This is a genomic window from Stenotrophomonas sp. 3(2025) (assembly GCF_052665395.1).
In genome coordinates this window covers 320,760-338,552 of the sequence record NZ_JBQOIF010000001.1, presented here as the reverse complement: position 1 = coordinate 338,552, position 17,793 = coordinate 320,760, and the positions used below count along the sequence as shown (strand labels likewise).

Sequence of the window (17,793 nt, the reverse complement as noted above, 5' to 3'; positions counted from 1 at the left end):
TGTAGGCTTGGCAGCCGCATCCATGCGGCTGACACCCCGCAATCCGACACCGCCCCGCCTTCGACAGTTTTCCGGTGTCTGATGGATCCATCCCATGCTGGATGAATCTCCATCAAAGTCCAATATTTCGACAATTGAACGTAGAGCATCCACGCATGGCGTGGATCTACGTGTCGACCAAGGTCGACACCTACCAAAAGCAGGCCATGTCATCCAGACAGATTGCGGAGATCTGTCGAAGGCGGGGTGGGTCCGGTGGCAGGGGCGTGAGCCGCATGGATGCGGCGACCGAGCTTACATGGATGTACTTGTAGCGGCCCCTGCCACCGGACCCACCCCGCCATCCCGCAGAAAACCCGCTGTTGCTGTTGCAGTTGCCGTTGCTTCGGCCGTTGATTCGGCGGGTGCCGGGCGCAGCCCGGCCGAAACCCCTTCACTCCTGACCGGTGTCATCCAGGCTGATGATTCCGCGACGCAGTGCCTGGGTTACCGCGTGCGTCCGGTCGCCAACGCCCAGTTTTTCCATCAGGCTCTTCATGTGTGCCTTCACCGTCTGCTCGGAAATCTGCATGCGTTCGCCGATGCGCTTGTTCGACAGGCCGCCGGCCACGTGGCGCAGCACTTCGGTTTCGCGTGGCGACAGCCGGTCTTCCACCACGTGCGCGGCGATGCTGGCCGCCACTTCCGCCGGTATCGGTGCGCGGCGGCCACTGGCCACGGTGCGGATGGTGGCCACCAGTTCGTGGCGCAGCATGTCCTTCAGCAGGTAGGCGCTGGCACCGGCCTGCAGCGCGCGCACGGCGCGCACGTCGCCGCGGTAGGTTGTCAGCACGATGATGCGTGCGCGGGGATCGATCGCACGGATCCGCACGATCGCTTCCACGCCATCCATGCGTGGCATCTGCAGGTCCATCAGCACCACATCCGGGCGCAGCTGCTGGTAGCAGGCAAGAGCCTCCTCGCCGTCGGCTGCTTCGCCGAGCAGGCGCAGGTCGGCATGTGCGCCGAGCAGTGCGGCCAGGCCATCGCGCAACAGCGGATGGTCATCAACCACCAGCACGCCGATGGGAGGAAGCGATTCAGTCATGGGAGGTTCTGCTCCAGGGCCAACGCCAGCGCGATGGATGTCGGTGATACAAGCGACGGGCCGGCACGGACAGCGCGACTTCGGTACCCAGGCCGGGGCGAGTCCACAACTGCAGCTCCGCGCCCAGCCGTTGTGCGCGCTCGCGCATGCCCTGCATGCCCCAGTGTCCGCCGCCCGCATTGTCACTGGCGATGCCGACGCCATCGTCGCGCACATGCAGCAGGAAGCAGCGCGTGCCGTAGGACAGTTCCACTTCGATGGCACTGGCCTGCGCATGCCGCAGCGCGTTGCGGATGGCCTCGCGCCCGATCAGGAACACTTCCTCGGCGGCTTCGGCCTGCAGCGGCGGCGGGGTGCCTTCCATGGTCAAACGCAGTGGATTGGTGCCTTGGCCTGCATATTCGGCATGCACGTCGGCCAGCGCAGAGGCGAGATCGCGGCCGGCAAACGGTGCGTCGCGCAGCGCGTTGACCCGTTCCCGGCCTTCGGCCAGATTGCGCTCGGCCAGCAGCATCGCCGATTCCAGCTGGGTGCGTACCGGCTCTGGTGTCTGTGCCGACTGGCTGATGGCGTGCAGGCGCAGGATGAGTCCCTGGCTGCCCTGCAGCAGGGTGTCGTGCAGATCGCGCGCAATGCGCTCGCGCTCGCCGTTGCGTTCCTGCAGGCGGGCGCGGAACAATGCCGCCAGCTGCCGGCTGCGGACCCGCACGGCCAGCGCCAGCGCAGCCATCACCACGCAGACGCACAACAGTTTGAACCAGGCGGTCTGCAGGAATGTCGGTGCGATGTGGAAGCTGCGGCTGGCTGGCGTGCTGCTCCAGATGCCATCTTCGTTGGCTGCTTCCACCTCGAAGCGGTAATGACCCGGTGCGAGGTTGGTGTAATAGGCGCGCGTGCTCGCGCCGGCCTCCTGCCAAGCGTCGTCCACGCCGGACAGTCGGTAGCGGTAGCGGTTGCGCTCCGGCCGCGCCAGCGACAGCGCGACATAGTCGATCTGCAGCTGGGTAGTGCCGGCCGGAAGGCGCAGTCCCTCCTGCAACGGGGCCTGGGTACTGCCATACAGCACGTCACCGATGCGCACGCCAGGCGCCATGGTGTTGATGTGCGACTGCCGCGTGTCCAGCCACGCCAGGCCTTGATTGGTGGCAAGCCACAGCAGGCCATCAGCAGCCAGTACCGCAGTGGGGATGGGGCCGCTCTGCAGGGCGATGCCCGGCATGCCGTCAACCGCGTCGAACAAGCGGGGGGCTATCGCCTGGTCGTTGCGCAGCGCGCTGCGCAGGGTGGCAACCTGCAGCCGCACCAGGCCGCGGCTGCCGTTGAGCCAGAGCAGCCCATTCGCATCGGCGACCATGCCGGTGATGCCTTCCAGTACGCCGGCCATGTCGGTGCGCACCGGCAGGAAGCGGCCGTTGCCGAAACGCGCGGCCAGGCCGGCCTCGCCGGCGACCAGCAGCAGATCCTTGTGCTGCAGCAACGCGGTTACCGGGCCTACCGACAGTCCTTCGGCGGCGCCGAAGGTGTTGACCGTGCCGCCGTGCAGGCGGCGCAGGGTGCCATCGGCGTAGCCCAGCAGCAGCGCACCGCCATCGGGACGCGCCAGCGACGAACAGGCCTGCTCGGGAAGCCGGGTTTCGCGTCGCCAGCGGTCGTCCGTGTAGTGCAGCACCGCGCGCTCGCCGGCGCAGGCCCAGGCCTGGTCCGCATCGGCAAACAGCAGGGCGTGCAGTGGCTGCCCGGTGAACGGTGCCGGCAGCGGTATGAGGGTGGTGTGGCCGCTGACGGTACGCGCCAGATTGATCCAGTCGAACTGCCACACCGGAGTGGGTGCCTGCCGTGCCGCGGCCTGCAGCTGCGCAGCGCTGCCGCCCAGCAGCGGACGCCGCAGATCGAACAGTTTCAGGTCTTCGCCATAGCCATACACCCGGCCATCACTGGCGCGTACCAATGACCGGTACGGATCGGTAGGGCCCACGGACAAGGTCTGCACGCTGTGCGCACGGAAGCGGTTGAGGCCGAGGTTGGTGCCTACCCAGATGTTGCCTTCGCGATCGGCAAGGACCGGCACTGCCGACGTCGCGGTAAGGCCCTGCGCGGCATCGAAGCGCTCCATGCGCACAGCCTGTTGGCCGTCGAAGGTGACCCGGGCCACGCCACGGTGCGGGCTGAGCGTGGCCCACAGGGCCCCGTCGGCCGTGAACTGCAGGCGCGAGGCGACCAGTCCGGGCAGCCGCCGTGCTTCACGTTCCTCGGCGGGCAACAGGCCATGCGCGTTGGCCAGCGGCGACGTGCCGCGCACGCGGTCGGCCAGCCAGATTTCGCCGCGCGGGCTCTCGACCAGCGAGGCCATCTGCGAGACCGCGATGCCGGTGGCTTCGAAGCGGGCCGCGCCAGGAGGGCGACGCCATATCTGCAGGTCCGCCAGCACCCAGAATGTGCCGTGGCGGTCCTGCAGCACCCATTGCACGCGTCTCTGCGGCAGGCCGAAGGAAGCCGGCGGCTCCTGCCAGCGATGTCCATCGAACCAGCGCAGGCCGCCATTGACGGCAGCCCACAGGCGGCCGTTGCGGTCATGCGCGAAGCGGGGGACCACACCCACCGGCACGCCCTGCGGGCGGCCGAAGCTGCGCAGGCGTTCCTGCGTGAACTGGCTGATGCCTGCCTGGAAGTAGCCGATCCACAGGCCACCATCGCCGCCATCAAGGCCGAGGGTAACCATGTTGGTGGAGGGAAAACGGGTGCCTGCCGGTGCGGCCTGCCGCTCGAAACGCCGGCCGTCGAAGCGGTACAGGCCCGAACCCGTCGCCAGCCACAACATGCCCTGGCGGTCCTGGACGATATCCCAGATATCCCCCGGGGCGCCCTGGCCGACGCGCCAGGCGGTGTGCTGATAGCCGGGCATTCCATCGCTCACTGCGGGTTGCTGCACGGCGAAGACGGGCAGGGCAGTCAGCAACAGCAGGCACGACAGCAGCGCCGGCAGGCGACGCAGGAAGGGGAAGGGGCGGCCACGCATGCGGTCATTCTGGCAGGTGCGGGGCAGGCCGGGGTGACCCGTTCGGGGTAGGCGTACCGCTTCGGTGTCCGCTATCACGCCGTGATGGATGACGGAGCCCGGCGATGCAGCGCTTGTATGTGATGTTCCCTGACCGCGGCCCCGGACTGGGATTGCTGTGGCTGCGCCTGTGCGTGGCAGGGGGGCTGTTGGCGGGCGGAAGCCCGGCCGCTGCACCGGGACTGATGTGCCTGGCGGCGATCGGCCTGCTGCTGCCCGGGCTGCTGACCCCGCTGGCGGTACTGCTGGCGGTGCCGGGGTTGTACGGGCTGGGCGCGGCGCTGCCCTGGCTGCTGCTGCCGTTGGCCCTGCTCATGCTGGGGCCGGGCGCGTATTCGCTGGATGCGCGGTTGTTCGGCCGCCGCCTGCTGCAGCGCCGGCCTCCCCCGAATGGGTGAGCGCCGGCCTCGACCGACGGGGGTAGGGCGATCGCAGCCGGCGGCACACCATGGGTGCTCCCGTCGCGGCGCTCCTTCATGGCTACCGTCCAGCCTCCTGCCCTGTCCGCAACCACGTTGGCACCGCACCAGTCGGCTGCCCTGCAACGTGCGCTGCGCTACATCGACGAGCACCTGTCGCAGCCGCTGCGGGTGACCGAGCTGGCTGCCGTTGCCTGCGTAAGCCGGTTCCATCTGGTGCGGTTGTTCCGCATGGGTACCGGCGCCAGCCCGCTGCGCTACGTGCGCCGTCGGCGCATCGAACGCGCCACGCAGCTGCTGCCGACGGCCGCGCAGTCGATGACCTGCCTGGCCCAGCATCTTGGCTTCTTCGACCAGAGCCACTTCGTCCGCAGCTTCCGCGCCGAGACCGGCTGCAGTCCCGGCCAGTACCTGGCCGATGGCGCGGCACGTTCCCAGCCCCCTGTTGTTTCCTCCACCGGAGTCCACCCATGAGCCTCGCCACCGCCACCCCCGCCAAAGCACTGCTGTCACCGGCCGACCACGCCTTGATACTGATCGACTACCAGTCGCAGATGGCATTTGCCACCCACACCATCGACATCTCCGCGCTGCGCAACAACGTGTCGTTGATCAGCAAGGGTGCCAAGGGTTTCAAGGTGCCGGTGCTGCTGACCACGGTGGCCGAGAAGTCGTTTTCCGGCCCGATGTTCCCGGAGCTGCCGGCGATCTTCCCCGGCCAGGCGGTGTTCGATCGCACGTCGATGAACACCTGGGAAGACCAGCCGGTGATCGATGAGGTGAACCGCATCGGCAAGCGTCGGCTGGTGCTCGCCGGCTTGTGGACCAGTGTGTGCATCGTCGGCCCGGCGCTGTCGGCGCTGGAGCAGGGGTTTGAGGTCTACGTGATCACCGATGCCTGCGGCGATGTGAGCGAAGAGGCGCACGAACGTGCGATCGCCCGCATGGTGCAGGCCGGTGCCGTGCCGATCACCAGCGTGCAGTACCTGCTGGAACTGCAGCGCGACTGGGCGCGTGCTGAAACCTACGACCTGACCACCGGCATCGCCCGTGACCATGCGGGTGGCTATGGCGTCGGCATCCAGTACGCCAAGACCATGTTCGGCGCGCAGGAAGGCGGGCGCTGAGCGTGCGCGATGGCCATGGTCTCGACCTGGCCTTGTTGATCCTGCGTGTGGCGGCGGGAGGATTCCTGCTGCCGCATGCGCTGGGCAAGTTGTTCGGCTGGTTCAACGGACCGGGCCTGGCAGGTTTTGCCGGCGAACTGCGCAGCTTCGGTCTGCCGTCGTCGGCGCCGCTGCCACTGCTGCTGGCGCTGCTGCAGGTGGTGGCTGGTAGCGCTGTGATGCTGGGCTGGCAGGCCCGGATCGCCGCGCTTGTCGCTGCCGCCTTCATCGCCTTCACCGCCCTGCTGGCGCTGCGCAACGGGTGGTTCTGGATGCGCGGTGGTGCCGAGTATCCGTTGTTGTGGACGCTGGCACTGCTGGCCATCGCCCTGGCCGGGCCGGGTGCATGGGCGGTGGATGGTCTGCTTCTTTCTGGAGACGTCGCGTGAACAACGAACCTCTCGATCCTGGCCGCCGCAATGTGGTGCTGGCCACCAGTGCCGCACTGGCGCTGGGCCTGGCTGGCGGTACCGCCGCGGCCATCCAATCCCCTTCCAAGGAGCGTCGCATGAGCACACTGGTCATCCGCAACGCACGCATCACCACGCTTGATCCGCAACAGCCGCATGCGCAGGCACTGGCCGTGCAGAACGGCCGCATCGTTGCCGTGGGAAGCGACGAGGACATCATGCGCGGTTGGGGCAGCGAAGCCACGATCGTCGATGCGCAGGGGCGGCGCATCGTGCCCGGCCTCAATGACAGCCACACCCACCTGATCCGCGGTGGCCTGAACTACAACCTGGAACTGCGCTGGGATGGCCTGCGTTCACTGGCCGATGCGATGGCCATGCTGAAGGCGCAGGTTGACCGCACGCCCGCGCCGCAGTGGGTGCGCGTGGTCGGTGGATTCACCGCGACCCAGTTCACCGAGAAGCGCCTGCCGAGCCTGCAGGAGCTGAACGACATCGCTCCGGATACGCCGGTGTTCCTGCTGCACCTGTACGACCGCGCGCTGCTCAATCGCGCCGCGCTGCGTGCCTGTGGCTATACCAAGGAGACGCCGGACCCGCCCGGCGGACAGATCGTGCGCGATTCGCTGGGCAACCCGACCGGCCTGCTGCTGGCCAAGCCGAATGCATTGATCCTGTATGCGACCCTGGCCAAGGGGCCGAAGCTGCCGGTCGAGTACCAGGCCAATTCAACCCGCCATTTCATGCGCGAGCTGAACCGCCTGGGCATCACCTCGGTGATCGACGCTGGAGGCGGTTTCCAGAACTACCCCGAGGACTACCAGGTCATCGAGCAGCTGCATCGCGATGATCAGCTGACCGTGCGCATCGCCTACAACCTGTTCACCCAGAACAAGGGCAGCGAGGTCAGCGATTTCCGCGGCTGGAGCGAGATGCTGCAACCGCGCCAGGGCGATGACCTGCTGCGCCACAATGGCGCCGGCGAGATGCTGGTGTTCTCTGCAGCCGACTTTGAACTGTTCAACGAGCCGCGCCCGGAACTGCCACCGGAACTCGAGCCGGAGCTGCACGATGTGGTGAAGCTGCTGGTGGAGAAGCGCTGGCCGTTCCGCATCCACGCGACCTACGACGAAAGCATCAGCCGCATCCTCGACGTCTACGAGCAGGTCAACCGTGAGGTGCCGTTCGATGGCCTGCACTGGTTCATCGACCATGCCGAGACGATCACCCCTCGCAACATCGAGCGTATCCGCGCACTAAACGGCGGCATCGCCGTGCAGCACCGCATGGCCTACCAGGGCGAGGCATTCGTGCAGCGCTATGGCGTGCAGGCGGCGCGGCACACGCCACCGGTGAAGCGGATGCTGGCCGAGGGCGTGCCGGTCGGCGCCGGCACCGATGCTACCCGCGTGGCCAGCTACAACCCGTGGGTGGCGCTGTCGTGGCTGGTGACGGGACGCACCGTCGGCGGCCTGGCCCTGTACGGTGATGAAAACCTGCTGGAGCGCGAGCAGGCCCTGCGCCTGTGGACACAGGGCAGTGCCTGGTTCTCCGGCGACGAAGCGGTGAAGGGCACGCTGAAGGTGGGCCAGCTGGCCGACTTCATCCTGCTGTCGGCCGACTTCTTCCGCGTCGATGAGCAGCAGATCGCCGACATCACCAGCCTGCTGACCGTGGTGGGTGGCCGCATCGTGCATGGCGACGGCGACTACGCCGGGTTGGCGCCGCAGCTGCCTCCGGCGATGCCGGACTGGTCGCCGGTGAACCGCTTCGGGGGTTACCACGTCGGTGGCGGGGCGACCGGGTTGGCTGCGGCGCACCGTCATCACCACCATGGTGTGGCCTGCAGCACCCACGGTGCGCATGGCCACGCGGTCCGTCATCCCGCACCAACCGACGACCTGACCGCGTTCTGGGGCGCGATGGGGTGTTCGTGCTTCGCGTTCTGACCCTGGCATCGCTGGTGTTGCCGTCGTTGGCGCTGGCCTGCGACGGTGGCGCCTGTACCACGGTGGGCGACGGCCAGTTGCAGTGGGATGCATCACTGCGCCTGCGTGGCATGTACTACGCCCCGACCCGGTTTGGCGTCGGTGGTGGCGACGATGGCTACGGTCTGCTGCGTGCGCTGGCTTCTGCCTCCTTCGCGCAGGGTGACTGGCAGGCGAAGCTGCAGCTGGGTACGCATGCCGAGCGCGGCAAGGCCGGTGGCCCAGGTCGTACCGATCGCGGCGCGCTGGACGTGCAGCAGGCGTACTGGCGCTGGTCCGACGCTGGCATGCACGTGCAGCTGGGCCGGCAGGAAGCGGGCTATGGCAGCTCGCGCCTGTTGTCGGTGCGCGACGGGCCGAACATCCGCCTGGCCTTCGATGGTGCGCGGGTGGGGTGGCAGGGCAGGCGGGGCGCACTGGACCTGATGGCGCTGCGCCCGGTCGAGAATCGCCCGGGCGCTTTCGATGACCGCGGTGAGCGCGGTGCACACCTGCTCGGCGCGTATGCGACCACGGCCAAGGGCGCCGGCATCAGCCAGTGGGACCTTTACCTGCTCGACTATCGTCGCGAGGGCGCGCGCTTCGCCGCGGGCAGCGGCACCGAGCGGCGGCAGACCCTGGGCGCGCGCTGGTTCGGCCAGTCGGGTGCGCTGGACTGGAATACCGAACTGGTGGCGCAGGGCGGTGAACTGCGGACGGTGACCGGCGATCTGGACATCCGCGCCTGGACCCTCGCCACCGATACCGGTTGGCGCTGGAGTGCGCTGCCGCTGCAACCGCGGCTTGGCCTGAAGGCCGACATTGCCAGCGGCGACGCAGACCCGGGTGATGGTCGTCTGGGTACGTTCAATGCGTTGTTTCCCAAGTCCGCCTATTTCAGCGAAGCCAGCCTGTTGGCACCGGCCAACCTGATGGATCTGCAACCGACACTGGCACTGCGCGTGCAAGAGGCGGTGACCACCGAGCTGGGTGTGCAGCTTGCGTGGAAGCATCGGCGCGCCGATGCGGTCTATACCACGCCGGCACCGTTGGCAGCGTTGCCCGGCAGTGCCGGAGGCGCACGCCGCATCGGTACCCAGTACAAATCCGAAACCCGCTGGCAGGTCAATGACCACTGGCAATGGCAGCTGCAGCTGGCCTGGGTCGACGCGGGTCCTGCACTGACGCAGGCCGGCGGCCGGGACACGCTGTTCGCCTCAATCGTTGGAGCTTGGCAATGGTGAACGCATCGGCGTCACAACACTCCCCGCAGGTCGATGGCGCATGGTCGCCGTTGAAGATCCGCATGTTCCGCTCGATCTGGCTGGCGATCCTGGCCAGCAACATCGGCACCTGGGTCAACGACGTGGCTGCGGCCTGGGTGATGGCCGAACGCACCGGTTCGGCGCTGATGGTCGCGCTGGTGCAGTCGGCCACCACCGTGCCGATCGTGCTGTTGGCGCTGGCGGCCGGGACCCTGGCCGACATCGTCGACCGCCGCAAGTACCTGCTGTTCACCCAGGGCTGGATGCTGCTGGTGGCGGCAGCGACCGCCGTGCTCACGGCATTGGACCTGCTGACGCCGCAGCTGCTGGTGCTGCTGACCTTCTGCATGGGCTGCGGTGCGGCAATGGCGATGCCGGCACAGGCCGCGATCGTCTCCGAGCTGGTTCCGCAGCCGATGCTGGCCTCGGCCGTGGCACTCAACTCCATCGGCATCAACATTGCCCGTTCCATCGGGCCGGCCATCGGCGGGGTGATCGTGGCCCAGCTGGGTGCGGTGTGGGCCTTCGGGTTCAACGCCATCACCTTTGCCGCCATGCTGTTCGTGGTGTGGGGCTGGAAGCGTGATCCGAAGGCGTCCAGCCTGCCGCCCGAAGGGTTCGGCGCTGGCCTCAAGGCGGGCCTGCGCTACGCCAGCCGTGCCGGTCGCCTGCAGGCGGTACTGATCAAATCGGCCGGCTTCTTCTTCTTTGCCGCGGCGATGAACGCGATGCTGCCGGTGGTGGTGCGCGGGCAGATGCAGGGCGGAGCGGGTCAGTACGGCGTGCTGCTGGGTTGCATCGGCATCGGTGCGGTGGGCGGTGCGCTGCTGCTGCCGAAGCTGCGGGCCAGGCTTGACCGCGACCTGCTGGTGCTGCTGGCCACCTTGTCGCTGGCAGCAAGCCTGGCCGGCCTGGCGCTGACCCGCAGCTGGTACGTGTTGCCGCTGGTGATGCTGGTCAATGGCTTTGCCTGGATCACCGTACTGTCTTCGTTGCAGATCGCAGCACAGACGGCGGTGCCGGCCTGGGTGAGGGCGCGTGCGCTTGCCCTGTACATCATGGTGTTCTCGGCCGGCATGGCGGCCGGTGGCCTGAGCTGGGGTGCACTGGCGCAGCGCACATCGCCCGAGTTGGCACTGCTGGTGGCTGCAGCCGGCGCGGTCATCGGCGGCCTGCTGGTGTGGCGGGTACGGATTGCAGGCGCCGAAGATCTGAACCTGAGTCCGGCCGGGCACTGGCCCGCACCGGAACTGTCGGTGCCGGTGTCGAATGATCGCGGACCGGTGCTGGTGACCATCGAATATCGCATCGATGCCGCCGACCGCGCCGCGTTCCAGGCGCAGATGCGCACGCTGGGAACGATCCGTCGGCGCGATGGCGCCGTGGTCTGGGGCGTGGTCGAGGATGTGGCGACCCCGGGCATCCATCTGGAGTATTTCGTCGCAGCATCGTGGCTGGAGCACCTGCGCCAGCATGAACGCATCACCGCTGACGACAAGGCGATCCAGGAGGCGCTGCGCGCGCTGCATCGCGGCGAGCGCGCGCCGGTGGTGCGTCACTTCGTTGGCGGCCATGATCCATTGCCGGCGGCGGCGCCGCATCACCACAGCGACATCTGATGGTCCCTTGATGAAGCCGGCCGCTGGCCGGCTCCAGGGCAGGAGCGGCGGCGCACGGGCGCCGCCGCGATACGTCATCTGCGTGCGAATGCCAGCAGGTCGGCGTTGAACTGATCGGCATGGGTCAGGGTGAGGCCGTGCGGTGCACCGGCGTAGACCTTCAGTTCTGCGTTGCGGATGATCTGCGAGGACAGCTTGGCCGAAGCATCGAAGGGCACGATCTGGTCGTCATCGCCATGCACCACCAGAGCCGGCACGTCGATCTTCTTCAGGTCGTCGGTGTAGTCCACCTCCGAGAATTCGTGGATGCAGTCGTACTGGCCTTTCACGCCGCCCAGCATGCCCTGCAGCCAGAACGAATCACGCATGCCTTCGGTGACGCTGTTGCCATCACGATTGGCGCCGAAGAACGGCGTGGCCAGATCCTTGAAGAACTGCGAACGATCGCCACCGGTGCCCTTGCGGATGCCGTCGAACACTTCCAGCGGGGTACCGGCCGGATTGCCTTCGGTCTTCAGCATCAGCGGCGGCACCGCGCCGACCAGCACCACCTTGGCCACGCGCTTGCTGCCATGGCGGCCGACGTAGTGCGCCACTTCGCCACCGCCGGTGGAATGGCCGACCAGGATCGCGTCCTTCACGTCCAGCGCATCCAGAACGGCAGCCAGGTCATCGGCGTAGGTGTCCATGTTGTTGCCGTCCCAGGTCTGGCTGGAGCGGCCATGGCTGCGGCGATCATGCGCGATCACGCGATAGCCGTTCTGGCCCATGAACAGCATCTGCGGGTCCCAGGCATCGGACGACAGCGGCCAGCCATGGGCGAATACGACAGGCTGGCCGGTGCCCCAGTCCTTGTAGAAGATGCGGGCGCCATCATTGACGGTCACGAAATTGCTCATTGCAGGTTCCTTGGCGAAAGGGAGGGAAGACGCCTGCGGGTTGGCCGGCGCCTGCGGCAGTACAGCGCACGATGGGCGATGTGCATTGCACGGCTGTGCCGGATTGGCGTGGTCGTCACGCTGACGCGACTCGCTCTGGCGGCAGGCCGGTGCTGATGGCAACCATGGCCATCGGACGCGTGAGGGCCAGTCATGAAGATGCCGGGATGGGCAGTGCTGCCTGCACTGCTGTTGGCTGCTGTCGCGACGGCGCAGACCAACGTCTACAAGTGCACCGGGGGGGAGCATCCGGTCTACCAGCAGACGCCCTGCCAGGGGCGCGCGGAGTGGCGCTGGGAAGTGCCCGGTGCCGAGTCGAAGGCACGCGGACCCACACCTGCAGTCGTGCAGCCTGCCCGCAGCGGTAGCAGGCGGACGCCACGGCGCGGGCGCGCACAGGGCGCGCTGATATCGATCACGGCTGACCCGCGTGGCTGCGAGCGGGCGCGACGGCGGCAGGTGGCAACGCTGGCCAAGCCGCGCAGGCTCGATTACCTGCAGCGCAGGCAGCTGGATGACGCCGTACGCGAGGCCTGTCGTTGAGCACAACGAAAAACGGCACCCGAAGGTGCCGTTCTGGTCTACAGGCCCGGAAGACCTCAGCGGCCGTCGCTGGCGGCGGCCGGTGCCGTCGCCGCATCCGGCTTGGGCAGGCTCAGCTCCGGGTTGCCCTGTTCGGCCTGCAGGATCTGGATCCGTCGCTGCAGCGCATCGAGCTGGCTGTTGGTGCTCTGCACGTCGGTGCTCAGGCTGACCGCCTGCTGCTGCGCCTGCTGCAGCGCTGCGCTGACCTGCGCCGACTGCGCCTGCTGCTGTTCCATTTCCTGCTGCAGGGTGCGCAGGCGTTCTTCGTTGTAGGCCACCAGGCGCTCGGTGTAGCGCTTGCCGGCTTCCAGCCGGGTGGTGTCGATGTAGACCTGCGCCAGCTGTTCGGACTGCTGCGCGAAGGTGCGGTAGACACGCTCGGCGTTGTCGACGGCATCGGTCTTGATCACCCGCCAGAAGTTCTTCTCCTGGAACAGGGCCACGTAGTAGGTCAGGGTATTGGCGTTGAACAGCAGGCTGGCGCCGTAGTTGCCGTTGTAGGTGGTACGCAGCTCGGTGAGCTGCTGCGCATCCATCAACTGCTTGAGTTCGTCGACGGTATTGCGTACCACCGGTGCGGCCTTGGCCGGCTCCACCGTGGCAGTGCGATCGCCACGTGCGGCCAGCGCCGACGGCGCCACCACCATCATGGCCACGGCCAGCAGTGCTGCGCCGCGCCGATACCGGGCGAAGACGGTGCCCCCTGAAGTTTCTCGCATGTCTAGACCATCCACGGATGTAGTGTGGGTTGAGTTGAATGTGGTTCCCCGCCGCGAGTCTAGCATGGGCGCGGACGCCGCCAACCGGTGCCCGCGCGGGTCAGAAGACCAGCTGCGCCGAGCTGCACTGGATCGACTGCATGCTGACATCGGTGCGGCCCAGTTCCAGCCCGAGCAGGCTGGCCAGGGTGTTGGTCAGCAGCGTGCCGACGCTGTTGAGTACGGGCTTGAGCGCCGCCAGCACCGGGTTCAGCAGCGCACACAGCAGGCCACTGCAGGTGACGTTGTTGCCGGGGGTGGTCACGCCGCCGCCGTTCTGCCCATCCAGGAATCCGGCCGGGGCGGTCTGGATGTAGGACGCCAGGTTGGTGCGCACGCAGCCGTTGTAGTCGATCAGGTTGCCCAGCAGGCTGTCGCAGCGGTTGATCAGCAGGCCGCCGACCAGCGAGCCCAGCAGGCCGTCGAGCAGGCCCAGGCCCTGGCCGGTCACGGTGGCGCGGTAACCGGCCCAGACCGATCCATCTTCCCAGCAGGTGCTCAGGCCAATCAGGCAGGGCTTGGGTACGCCTTTGGTAACGGTCCAGTTGCCCAGCGGTGCGAGGTTGCGTGACGGATCGCCATCGCGCAGCAATGGAATCACCTGGTCCACGTTGTAACGCCCGCCGCTGGGGAAGGCCGCCTGCAGGTAACGGTCGGCCAGTGCCTTGGCGGTGTCATTGGCGCTCATGCCCTGCTTGGGTGAACTGAGCATGCCCGACAGCACGCGCAGCAGTTCGTTGACCAGGTCTGACACGGCGGTGCCGACGGCCAACGGGTTGATCCGGGTCGAGCCGGTCTGGCCTGCGGCCAGGGTCAGGCTCTGCGTGCTGGTCAGCGCCGGCAGGGTGACCTTGTCGTTGATCAGGGGCTGCCCCAGCAGCTTCAACAGCTGCTCGTTCTGCAGGGTCGCGTCGCAGACGTTGCTCTTGGAGAAGCGATCGGCCGCGTTGACCTTGCCGACACAGGCGCGCAGTACCGAGGAATCGACCTGGACGGTGGCCGTCGGCGGCGCCGCACCGCACTGGATGCTGGTCAGTGTCCCCATCGCATTGGCCACATCCACGTGCACTGGCAGATGCAAGCGGGTGCCGAGCAGGTTCAGCAGCGGACCAATCGCGAACAAGCGGTCGCTGTCGACGTCCACCATCAGCCGCACCTGCGCGTTGTACGCGCGCGCGCCGACGCCACCGATGGCGATCGACGGTGGCTCCACCACGCCGGCCTTGACGTCGATGCCCAGCAGGTTCAGGCCCTGCACCTGCACGCCATTGCCATCGTTGGCGATGGAGATCGCGGCGGTGACAAGATCCAGCACGTTGACCCTCGATTCCAGTGCGCTGCCGATGGTGCCGTCCGGTGAGATCACCTGCGCGAACAGGCCGCCGCCGCCGTTCTGGCTGCCCAGCAGAATGTTCAGCTGGTTGATGTCCAACCGCGTGCCGACCAGGTTGGACAACGCCTGCAGTTGTACGCCGACGGCAGTCTCGCGGCCCACCACCGTGGCAGTGGCATTGACCAGCTGTGCCAGTGATATGCGGTTGACCGACAGCAGCCGGTTGAAGTCGGCCACGCTGAGGTCGGCGGTCACCGGGATGCCCAGTGCCGCCAGCAGCCCCGACGGGGTGACGGTGGCCTGGGCCAGGCCGTCGTAGGACAGAATTGTTGCGTTGGTGACGTCCAGGCCGACAAGCCGAAGGGTCGCCATCAAGGGGGAGTTGCCATTGGTGCGCAGCAGCTGCGAACCCACTGCAAACACGGCGGTGGGTTCCGAACGCTTGGCCACCGCCTGCACGCGCAACGTGGGCAGCGTGCTGTTCTGGCCGAAGAACGGCAGCACGCCGCGTTCGGCAATGACCCGCACCGCGTTGCGTGGATTGCCTGCGTCCACGCTTGGGCTGAAGTGGTCAGCCGTTCCGCGGGTGGCATTCCAGTTGCCACACTGGATCTGCACCTGCCCAGGGAAGGTGTTCTGTGCGAGCGCATTCTGCCGGGCCGCGCTGTTGTCGGCGTTGTCGGGCCGGCACAGGTCCAGCCGTTGTGCGCCTGCCAGCGCAGCCAGATCGACCACCTTCTGCGCATCGCGCTTGGCCCAGAACAGGAAGCCGATCTCGATCAGGCCGAGCATGGCCAGCAGCGCGATCATCACCAGCATCATGGTGACCGACATACCGCCGCGCGGGCGACTGAAGCTGATGTGGCGTGCTCGGTTCATGGCGGGCCTCAGCGTCCGGATCGGGAGGATCCTGCGGACTTGGCGACGTCGGTTTCGAAGAATTGCGGAATGTCGTACTGGAAGCTCTTCAGGTAACGCGCGTAGCTGGATGTGGCCTGGTCGCCGAGGATCGGCAGGCGGGCACCGGCCACCTCGCCGGACGCTTGCAGGCGGAACAGGCTGCGGGTGGTGTCACCGATCTGCGAGGTGTTGGGCTGCAACTGCGTGCCGCCGAAATCAGGCTTGGTTTCAGGGGCTGCGGGGGCTGCGATGGGCGCTGCGGCTGGTGGCGGCGATACGTCCACGGTAGCCAGCGGCCCGCTGTGCAGGGGAGCGGCTGCCGGCGCGGGCGCGGCACCACCCAGCATCTGCCCGGTCAACGGTTGCTGCGGCGTCTGCGCCTGCACAACCGCAGCGAAAGACAAGCCGGCAAGCACCGGCAGCAGGCAGCGGATCAGCGGCGTCGAGGTCATGGCGTGTTCCCGGTGGGATGGTCGGTGGAGCCGAAGCGTTCCAGCATCGAGGGCGGCAGTCGTGGCGGGTCGCGTTGGTCGCGGCCATCGCGGCGCGGTTCGGCGGCCAGGCGTGGGCCTGCGTTGGCGGGGGTGGCAGCTACCGAAGCAACTGGCCGTGCCGCTGCCGCCGCTGCAGCAGTGGCAGCGGCCTGGCGTTGCTGCAGCCGCGCGCGGATCTGCTGCGCCTGCTGTTCCACGCTGCGGCGGGTCTCCTCGCTGAAGCTGGCCTGTTGGGCCAGCCGTTCGACGGTGGCCGTGTCGCCACGCAGTAGCGCCCACAGGGCAAGATTGGCGGTGGCCTTGGCATTGCCTGGCGACAGTTCCAGCGCCTTGGCCAGTGGCTCGCGTGCCTGTTCGAAGCGGCCGGCACGAAGCCGTGCATAGCCCAGGTCGCCGAGGTAATCGGTGTTCAGCGGGCTCAGCTGGGTGGCACGTGCCAGCGCCTGTTCGCCACCCTGGTCGTCGTCGCGGAGGGCAGCGATCAGGCCCATGCCGTGTGCAGCGGCGGCGGCCTGCGGGCCATTGCCGAGTTCGCGGTACAGCGCCAGCGCCGCATCGATCTGGCCGGTCTGGCGCAGTGCGTCGGCCTGCAGCAGTCGCAGTGCAGGGGTATCGCCGTAGCGCTGGCGGAACGCATCCACGTGCGCCAGCGACGCATACCACGCGCCCTGCTGCTGCATCCGCTGGATCAGTTCCAGATAGGCGTTGCGGCTGTCCTGCGGGGCCGGCGTCGGCTCGGCCAGGCTCGGCGCACGCAGATACTTCGGCGTGGTGGAGCTGCAGCCGGTAGCGGCGGCAACCAGGGCAAGCAACAGGCAGGCGGGGCGCAGGACAGGCATGAAGGTCATCCCATTTTCGACAAGGTAGTGGCCAGCGCGACCAGCGCCGGTCCGGCCAGCACCAGCATCAGTGCCGGCAGCAGGGTCAGCATCATCACCACGGTCATCTTCACCGAGAGCTTGCCGACCTTTTCCTTCAGCGCGTTGCGGCGCTGCTCGCGCAGGCGGACGCTGAACTGGCGCAGCGGTTCCTGCACGGCACCGCCGTGGGCGTGCACCTGCAGGATCAACTGCACAAGGCTGGACAGATCGTCATCGCCGTACACATCGCTCAGCCGGCGCAGCGACTGCGCGCGCGTGCGCCCATGGGTGTAGGACACATTCGCTTCCTGGATTTCCCCACCCAGCACCGGCAGTGCGTCGCGCAGCTTGTCGCCCAGTGTCTGCAGGCTCTGATCCATGCTGTAGCCCACGCCCTGCAGCAGGCGCAGCAGGTCGATCAACAGCGGCAGCTCATTGTTCACCGCGCGTCGCCGCCGCTTGACCCACGTACTGAGCGCGAACTTCGGCAGCAGCAGGCCGGCAGCCAGCGCGCCGATCACCACCATGATCCTCGACAACCCCGTTGCGTCACTCAGCGTCAGCGCAATACCCAGTACCAGCACCGCCAGCAGCAGCCGCAGGCCGAGGTAGATGGCGGTGCCGCGGCGGGTGTTCCAGCCGGCCAGGTCCAGCAGCAGGCGATCCTCACCGGCCAGCAGCGCCGCTTCCAGGCGTCCGCCGCTCAGTCCGCGGCCGAACTGCTCCAGCCAGCCGAGTGAGTCCTTGCGTGCGTCGGCCGCTGTGTCTTCGCTTTCGCGCGGACGCAGCGCTGTTTTCAACGTGGCCTCGCTGCGATCCTCGCGATGGCTGCGCACCCAGCTGCCAAGCCCCAGCAGGGCCACGCCGGCGGCCAACACCAGCAGGGCAGCCACGAACCAGATGCTGGCGCTCATTGGATGCCTCCTGCGTGGTCGGG

At 67.6% G+C, this 17,793-nt stretch carries 16 protein-coding genes; 8 read left to right on the top strand and 8 right to left on the bottom strand.

Annotated features, from left to right (window positions below):
- Window positions 1-433: 433 nt before the first annotated feature.
- Both ACUXVE_RS01565 and ACUXVE_RS01560 read right to left on the bottom strand, forming a co-directional pair.
- Complete coding sequence (locus tag ACUXVE_RS01565; RefSeq protein WP_025878524.1) at window positions 434-1,087, bottom strand: response regulator; 654 nt, start codon at window positions 1,085-1,087, stop codon at window positions 434-436.
- A complete protein-coding gene (locus ACUXVE_RS01560; RefSeq protein WP_445513674.1) occupies window positions 1,080-4,103 on the bottom strand; it encodes a triple tyrosine motif-containing protein in 3,024 nt (1,007 codons plus the stop codon). Before ACUXVE_RS01560 ends, ACUXVE_RS01565 begins: the two co-directional genes overlap by 8 nt.
- A gap of 104 nt (window positions 4,104-4,207) precedes the next feature.
- On the opposite strand from ACUXVE_RS01560, the gene ACUXVE_RS01555 reads away from it, so the two are divergent.
- The 7 genes from ACUXVE_RS01555 to ACUXVE_RS01525 all read left to right on the top strand — a co-directional run bounded on the left by ACUXVE_RS01555 (window position 4,208) and on the right by ACUXVE_RS01525 (window position 10,988).
- Entirely contained in the window at window positions 4,208-4,540 is a 333-nt protein-coding gene (locus tag ACUXVE_RS01555; RefSeq protein ID WP_445513673.1) for a hypothetical protein, read from the top strand.
- A gap of 78 nt (window positions 4,541-4,618) precedes the next feature.
- The gene (locus tag ACUXVE_RS01550; protein ID WP_025878527.1) at window positions 4,619-5,035 is read left to right on the top strand and encodes a helix-turn-helix domain-containing protein; all 417 of its coding nucleotides are present in this window, start codon (window positions 4,619-4,621) and stop codon (window positions 5,033-5,035) included.
- The gene (locus ACUXVE_RS01545; RefSeq protein ID WP_445513672.1) at window positions 5,032-5,688 is read left to right on the top strand and encodes a hydrolase; all 657 of its coding nucleotides are present in this window, start codon (window positions 5,032-5,034) and stop codon (window positions 5,686-5,688) included. The genes ACUXVE_RS01550 and ACUXVE_RS01545 overlap by 4 nt, the downstream gene beginning before the upstream one ends.
- Before the next feature lie 2 nt (window positions 5,689-5,690).
- Complete coding sequence (locus ACUXVE_RS01540; protein WP_093818562.1) at window positions 5,691-6,116, top strand: DoxX family protein; 426 nt, start codon at window positions 5,691-5,693, stop codon at window positions 6,114-6,116.
- A gap of 119 nt (window positions 6,117-6,235) precedes the next feature.
- Window positions 6,236-8,086, top strand: coding sequence for an amidohydrolase (locus tag ACUXVE_RS01535; protein WP_177177013.1), 1,851 nt, complete (start codon window positions 6,236-6,238; stop codon window positions 8,084-8,086).
- A complete protein-coding gene (locus tag ACUXVE_RS01530) occupies window positions 8,065-9,348 on the top strand; it encodes an alginate export family protein (protein ID WP_222389170.1) in 1,284 nt (427 codons plus the stop codon). Before ACUXVE_RS01535 ends, ACUXVE_RS01530 begins: the two co-directional genes overlap by 22 nt.
- Entirely contained in the window at window positions 9,342-10,988 is a 1,647-nt protein-coding gene (locus ACUXVE_RS01525; protein ID WP_059064418.1) for an MFS transporter, read from the top strand. Before ACUXVE_RS01530 ends, ACUXVE_RS01525 begins: the two co-directional genes overlap by 7 nt.
- Window positions 10,989-11,062: 74 nt before the next feature.
- On the opposite strand, the gene ACUXVE_RS01520 is transcribed toward ACUXVE_RS01525, so the two are convergent.
- Entirely contained in the window at window positions 11,063-11,887 is an 825-nt protein-coding gene (locus tag ACUXVE_RS01520; protein WP_093818558.1) for an alpha/beta fold hydrolase, read from the bottom strand.
- Window positions 11,888-12,079: 192 nt separating this feature from the next.
- Here ACUXVE_RS01520 and ACUXVE_RS01515 point away from each other — a divergent pair, with 192 nt between their 5' ends.
- On the top strand, window positions 12,080-12,469 hold the full coding sequence (locus tag ACUXVE_RS01515) for a hypothetical protein (RefSeq protein WP_425513217.1): 390 nt from the start codon (window positions 12,080-12,082) through the stop codon (window positions 12,467-12,469).
- 56 nt (window positions 12,470-12,525) lie between these two features.
- On the opposite strand, the gene ACUXVE_RS01510 is transcribed toward ACUXVE_RS01515, so the two are convergent.
- From ACUXVE_RS01510 to ACUXVE_RS01490, 5 genes are all read right to left on the bottom strand, one after another.
- Window positions 12,526-13,230 (bottom strand): DUF2968 domain-containing protein, encoded by a 705-nt coding sequence (locus tag ACUXVE_RS01510; protein ID WP_025878535.1) that lies wholly within the window; start codon window positions 13,228-13,230, stop codon window positions 12,526-12,528.
- Between the two features lie 100 nt (window positions 13,231-13,330).
- The gene (locus ACUXVE_RS01505) at window positions 13,331-15,481 is read right to left on the bottom strand and encodes a TadG family pilus assembly protein (protein WP_222389172.1); all 2,151 of its coding nucleotides are present in this window, start codon (window positions 15,479-15,481) and stop codon (window positions 13,331-13,333) included.
- An 8-nt stretch (window positions 15,482-15,489) separates the two neighbouring features.
- Window positions 15,490-15,954 (bottom strand): DUF3613 domain-containing protein, encoded by a 465-nt coding sequence (locus tag ACUXVE_RS01500; RefSeq protein WP_445513671.1) that lies wholly within the window; start codon window positions 15,952-15,954, stop codon window positions 15,490-15,492.
- On the bottom strand, window positions 15,951-16,835 hold the full coding sequence (locus ACUXVE_RS01495; protein WP_445513670.1) for a tetratricopeptide repeat protein: 885 nt from the start codon (window positions 16,833-16,835) through the stop codon (window positions 15,951-15,953). The genes ACUXVE_RS01500 and ACUXVE_RS01495 overlap by 4 nt, the downstream gene beginning before the upstream one ends.
- 5 nt (window positions 16,836-16,840) lie before the next feature.
- On the bottom strand, window positions 16,841-17,770 hold the full coding sequence (locus ACUXVE_RS01490; RefSeq protein WP_445513669.1) for a type II secretion system F family protein: 930 nt from the start codon (window positions 17,768-17,770) through the stop codon (window positions 16,841-16,843).
- Window positions 17,771-17,793: the final 23 nt, after the last annotated feature.

Bases quoted from the DNA above. Each gene is read 5' to 3' on its own strand.
- ACUXVE_RS01490 (WP_445513669.1), bottom strand. From the start codon at position 17,770: ATGAGCGCCAGCATCTGGTTCGTGGCTGCCCTGCTGGTGTTGGCCGCC.
- ACUXVE_RS01525 (WP_059064418.1), top strand. From the start codon at position 9,342: ATGGTGAACGCATCGGCGTCACAACACTCCCCGCAGGTCGATGGCGCA.
- ACUXVE_RS01555 (WP_445513673.1), top strand. From the start codon at position 4,208: ATGCAGCGCTTGTATGTGATGTTCCCTGACCGCGGCCCCGGACTGGGA.
- ACUXVE_RS01565 (WP_025878524.1), bottom strand. From the start codon at position 1,087: ATGACTGAATCGCTTCCTCCCATCGGCGTGCTGGTGGTTGATGACCAT.
- ACUXVE_RS01520 (WP_093818558.1), bottom strand. From the start codon at position 11,887: ATGAGCAATTTCGTGACCGTCAATGATGGCGCCCGCATCTTCTACAAG.
- ACUXVE_RS01505 (WP_222389172.1), bottom strand. From the start codon at position 15,481: ATGAACCGAGCACGCCACATCAGCTTCAGTCGCCCGCGCGGCGGTATG.
- ACUXVE_RS01500 (WP_445513671.1), bottom strand. From the start codon at position 15,954: ATGACCTCGACGCCGCTGATCCGCTGCCTGCTGCCGGTGCTTGCCGGC.
- ACUXVE_RS01495 (WP_445513670.1), bottom strand. From the start codon at position 16,835: ATGCCTGTCCTGCGCCCCGCCTGCCTGTTGCTTGCCCTGGTTGCCGCC.
- ACUXVE_RS01510 (WP_025878535.1), bottom strand. From the start codon at position 13,230: ATGCGAGAAACTTCAGGGGGCACCGTCTTCGCCCGGTATCGGCGCGGC.
- ACUXVE_RS01560 (WP_445513674.1), bottom strand. From the start codon at position 4,103: ATGCGTGGCCGCCCCTTCCCCTTCCTGCGTCGCCTGCCGGCGCTGCTG.
- ACUXVE_RS01550 (WP_025878527.1), top strand. From the start codon at position 4,619: ATGGCTACCGTCCAGCCTCCTGCCCTGTCCGCAACCACGTTGGCACCG.
- ACUXVE_RS01535 (WP_177177013.1), top strand. From the start codon at position 6,236: ATGAGCACACTGGTCATCCGCAACGCACGCATCACCACGCTTGATCCG.
- ACUXVE_RS01515 (WP_425513217.1), top strand. From the start codon at position 12,080: ATGAAGATGCCGGGATGGGCAGTGCTGCCTGCACTGCTGTTGGCTGCT.
- ACUXVE_RS01545 (WP_445513672.1), top strand. From the start codon at position 5,032: ATGAGCCTCGCCACCGCCACCCCCGCCAAAGCACTGCTGTCACCGGCC.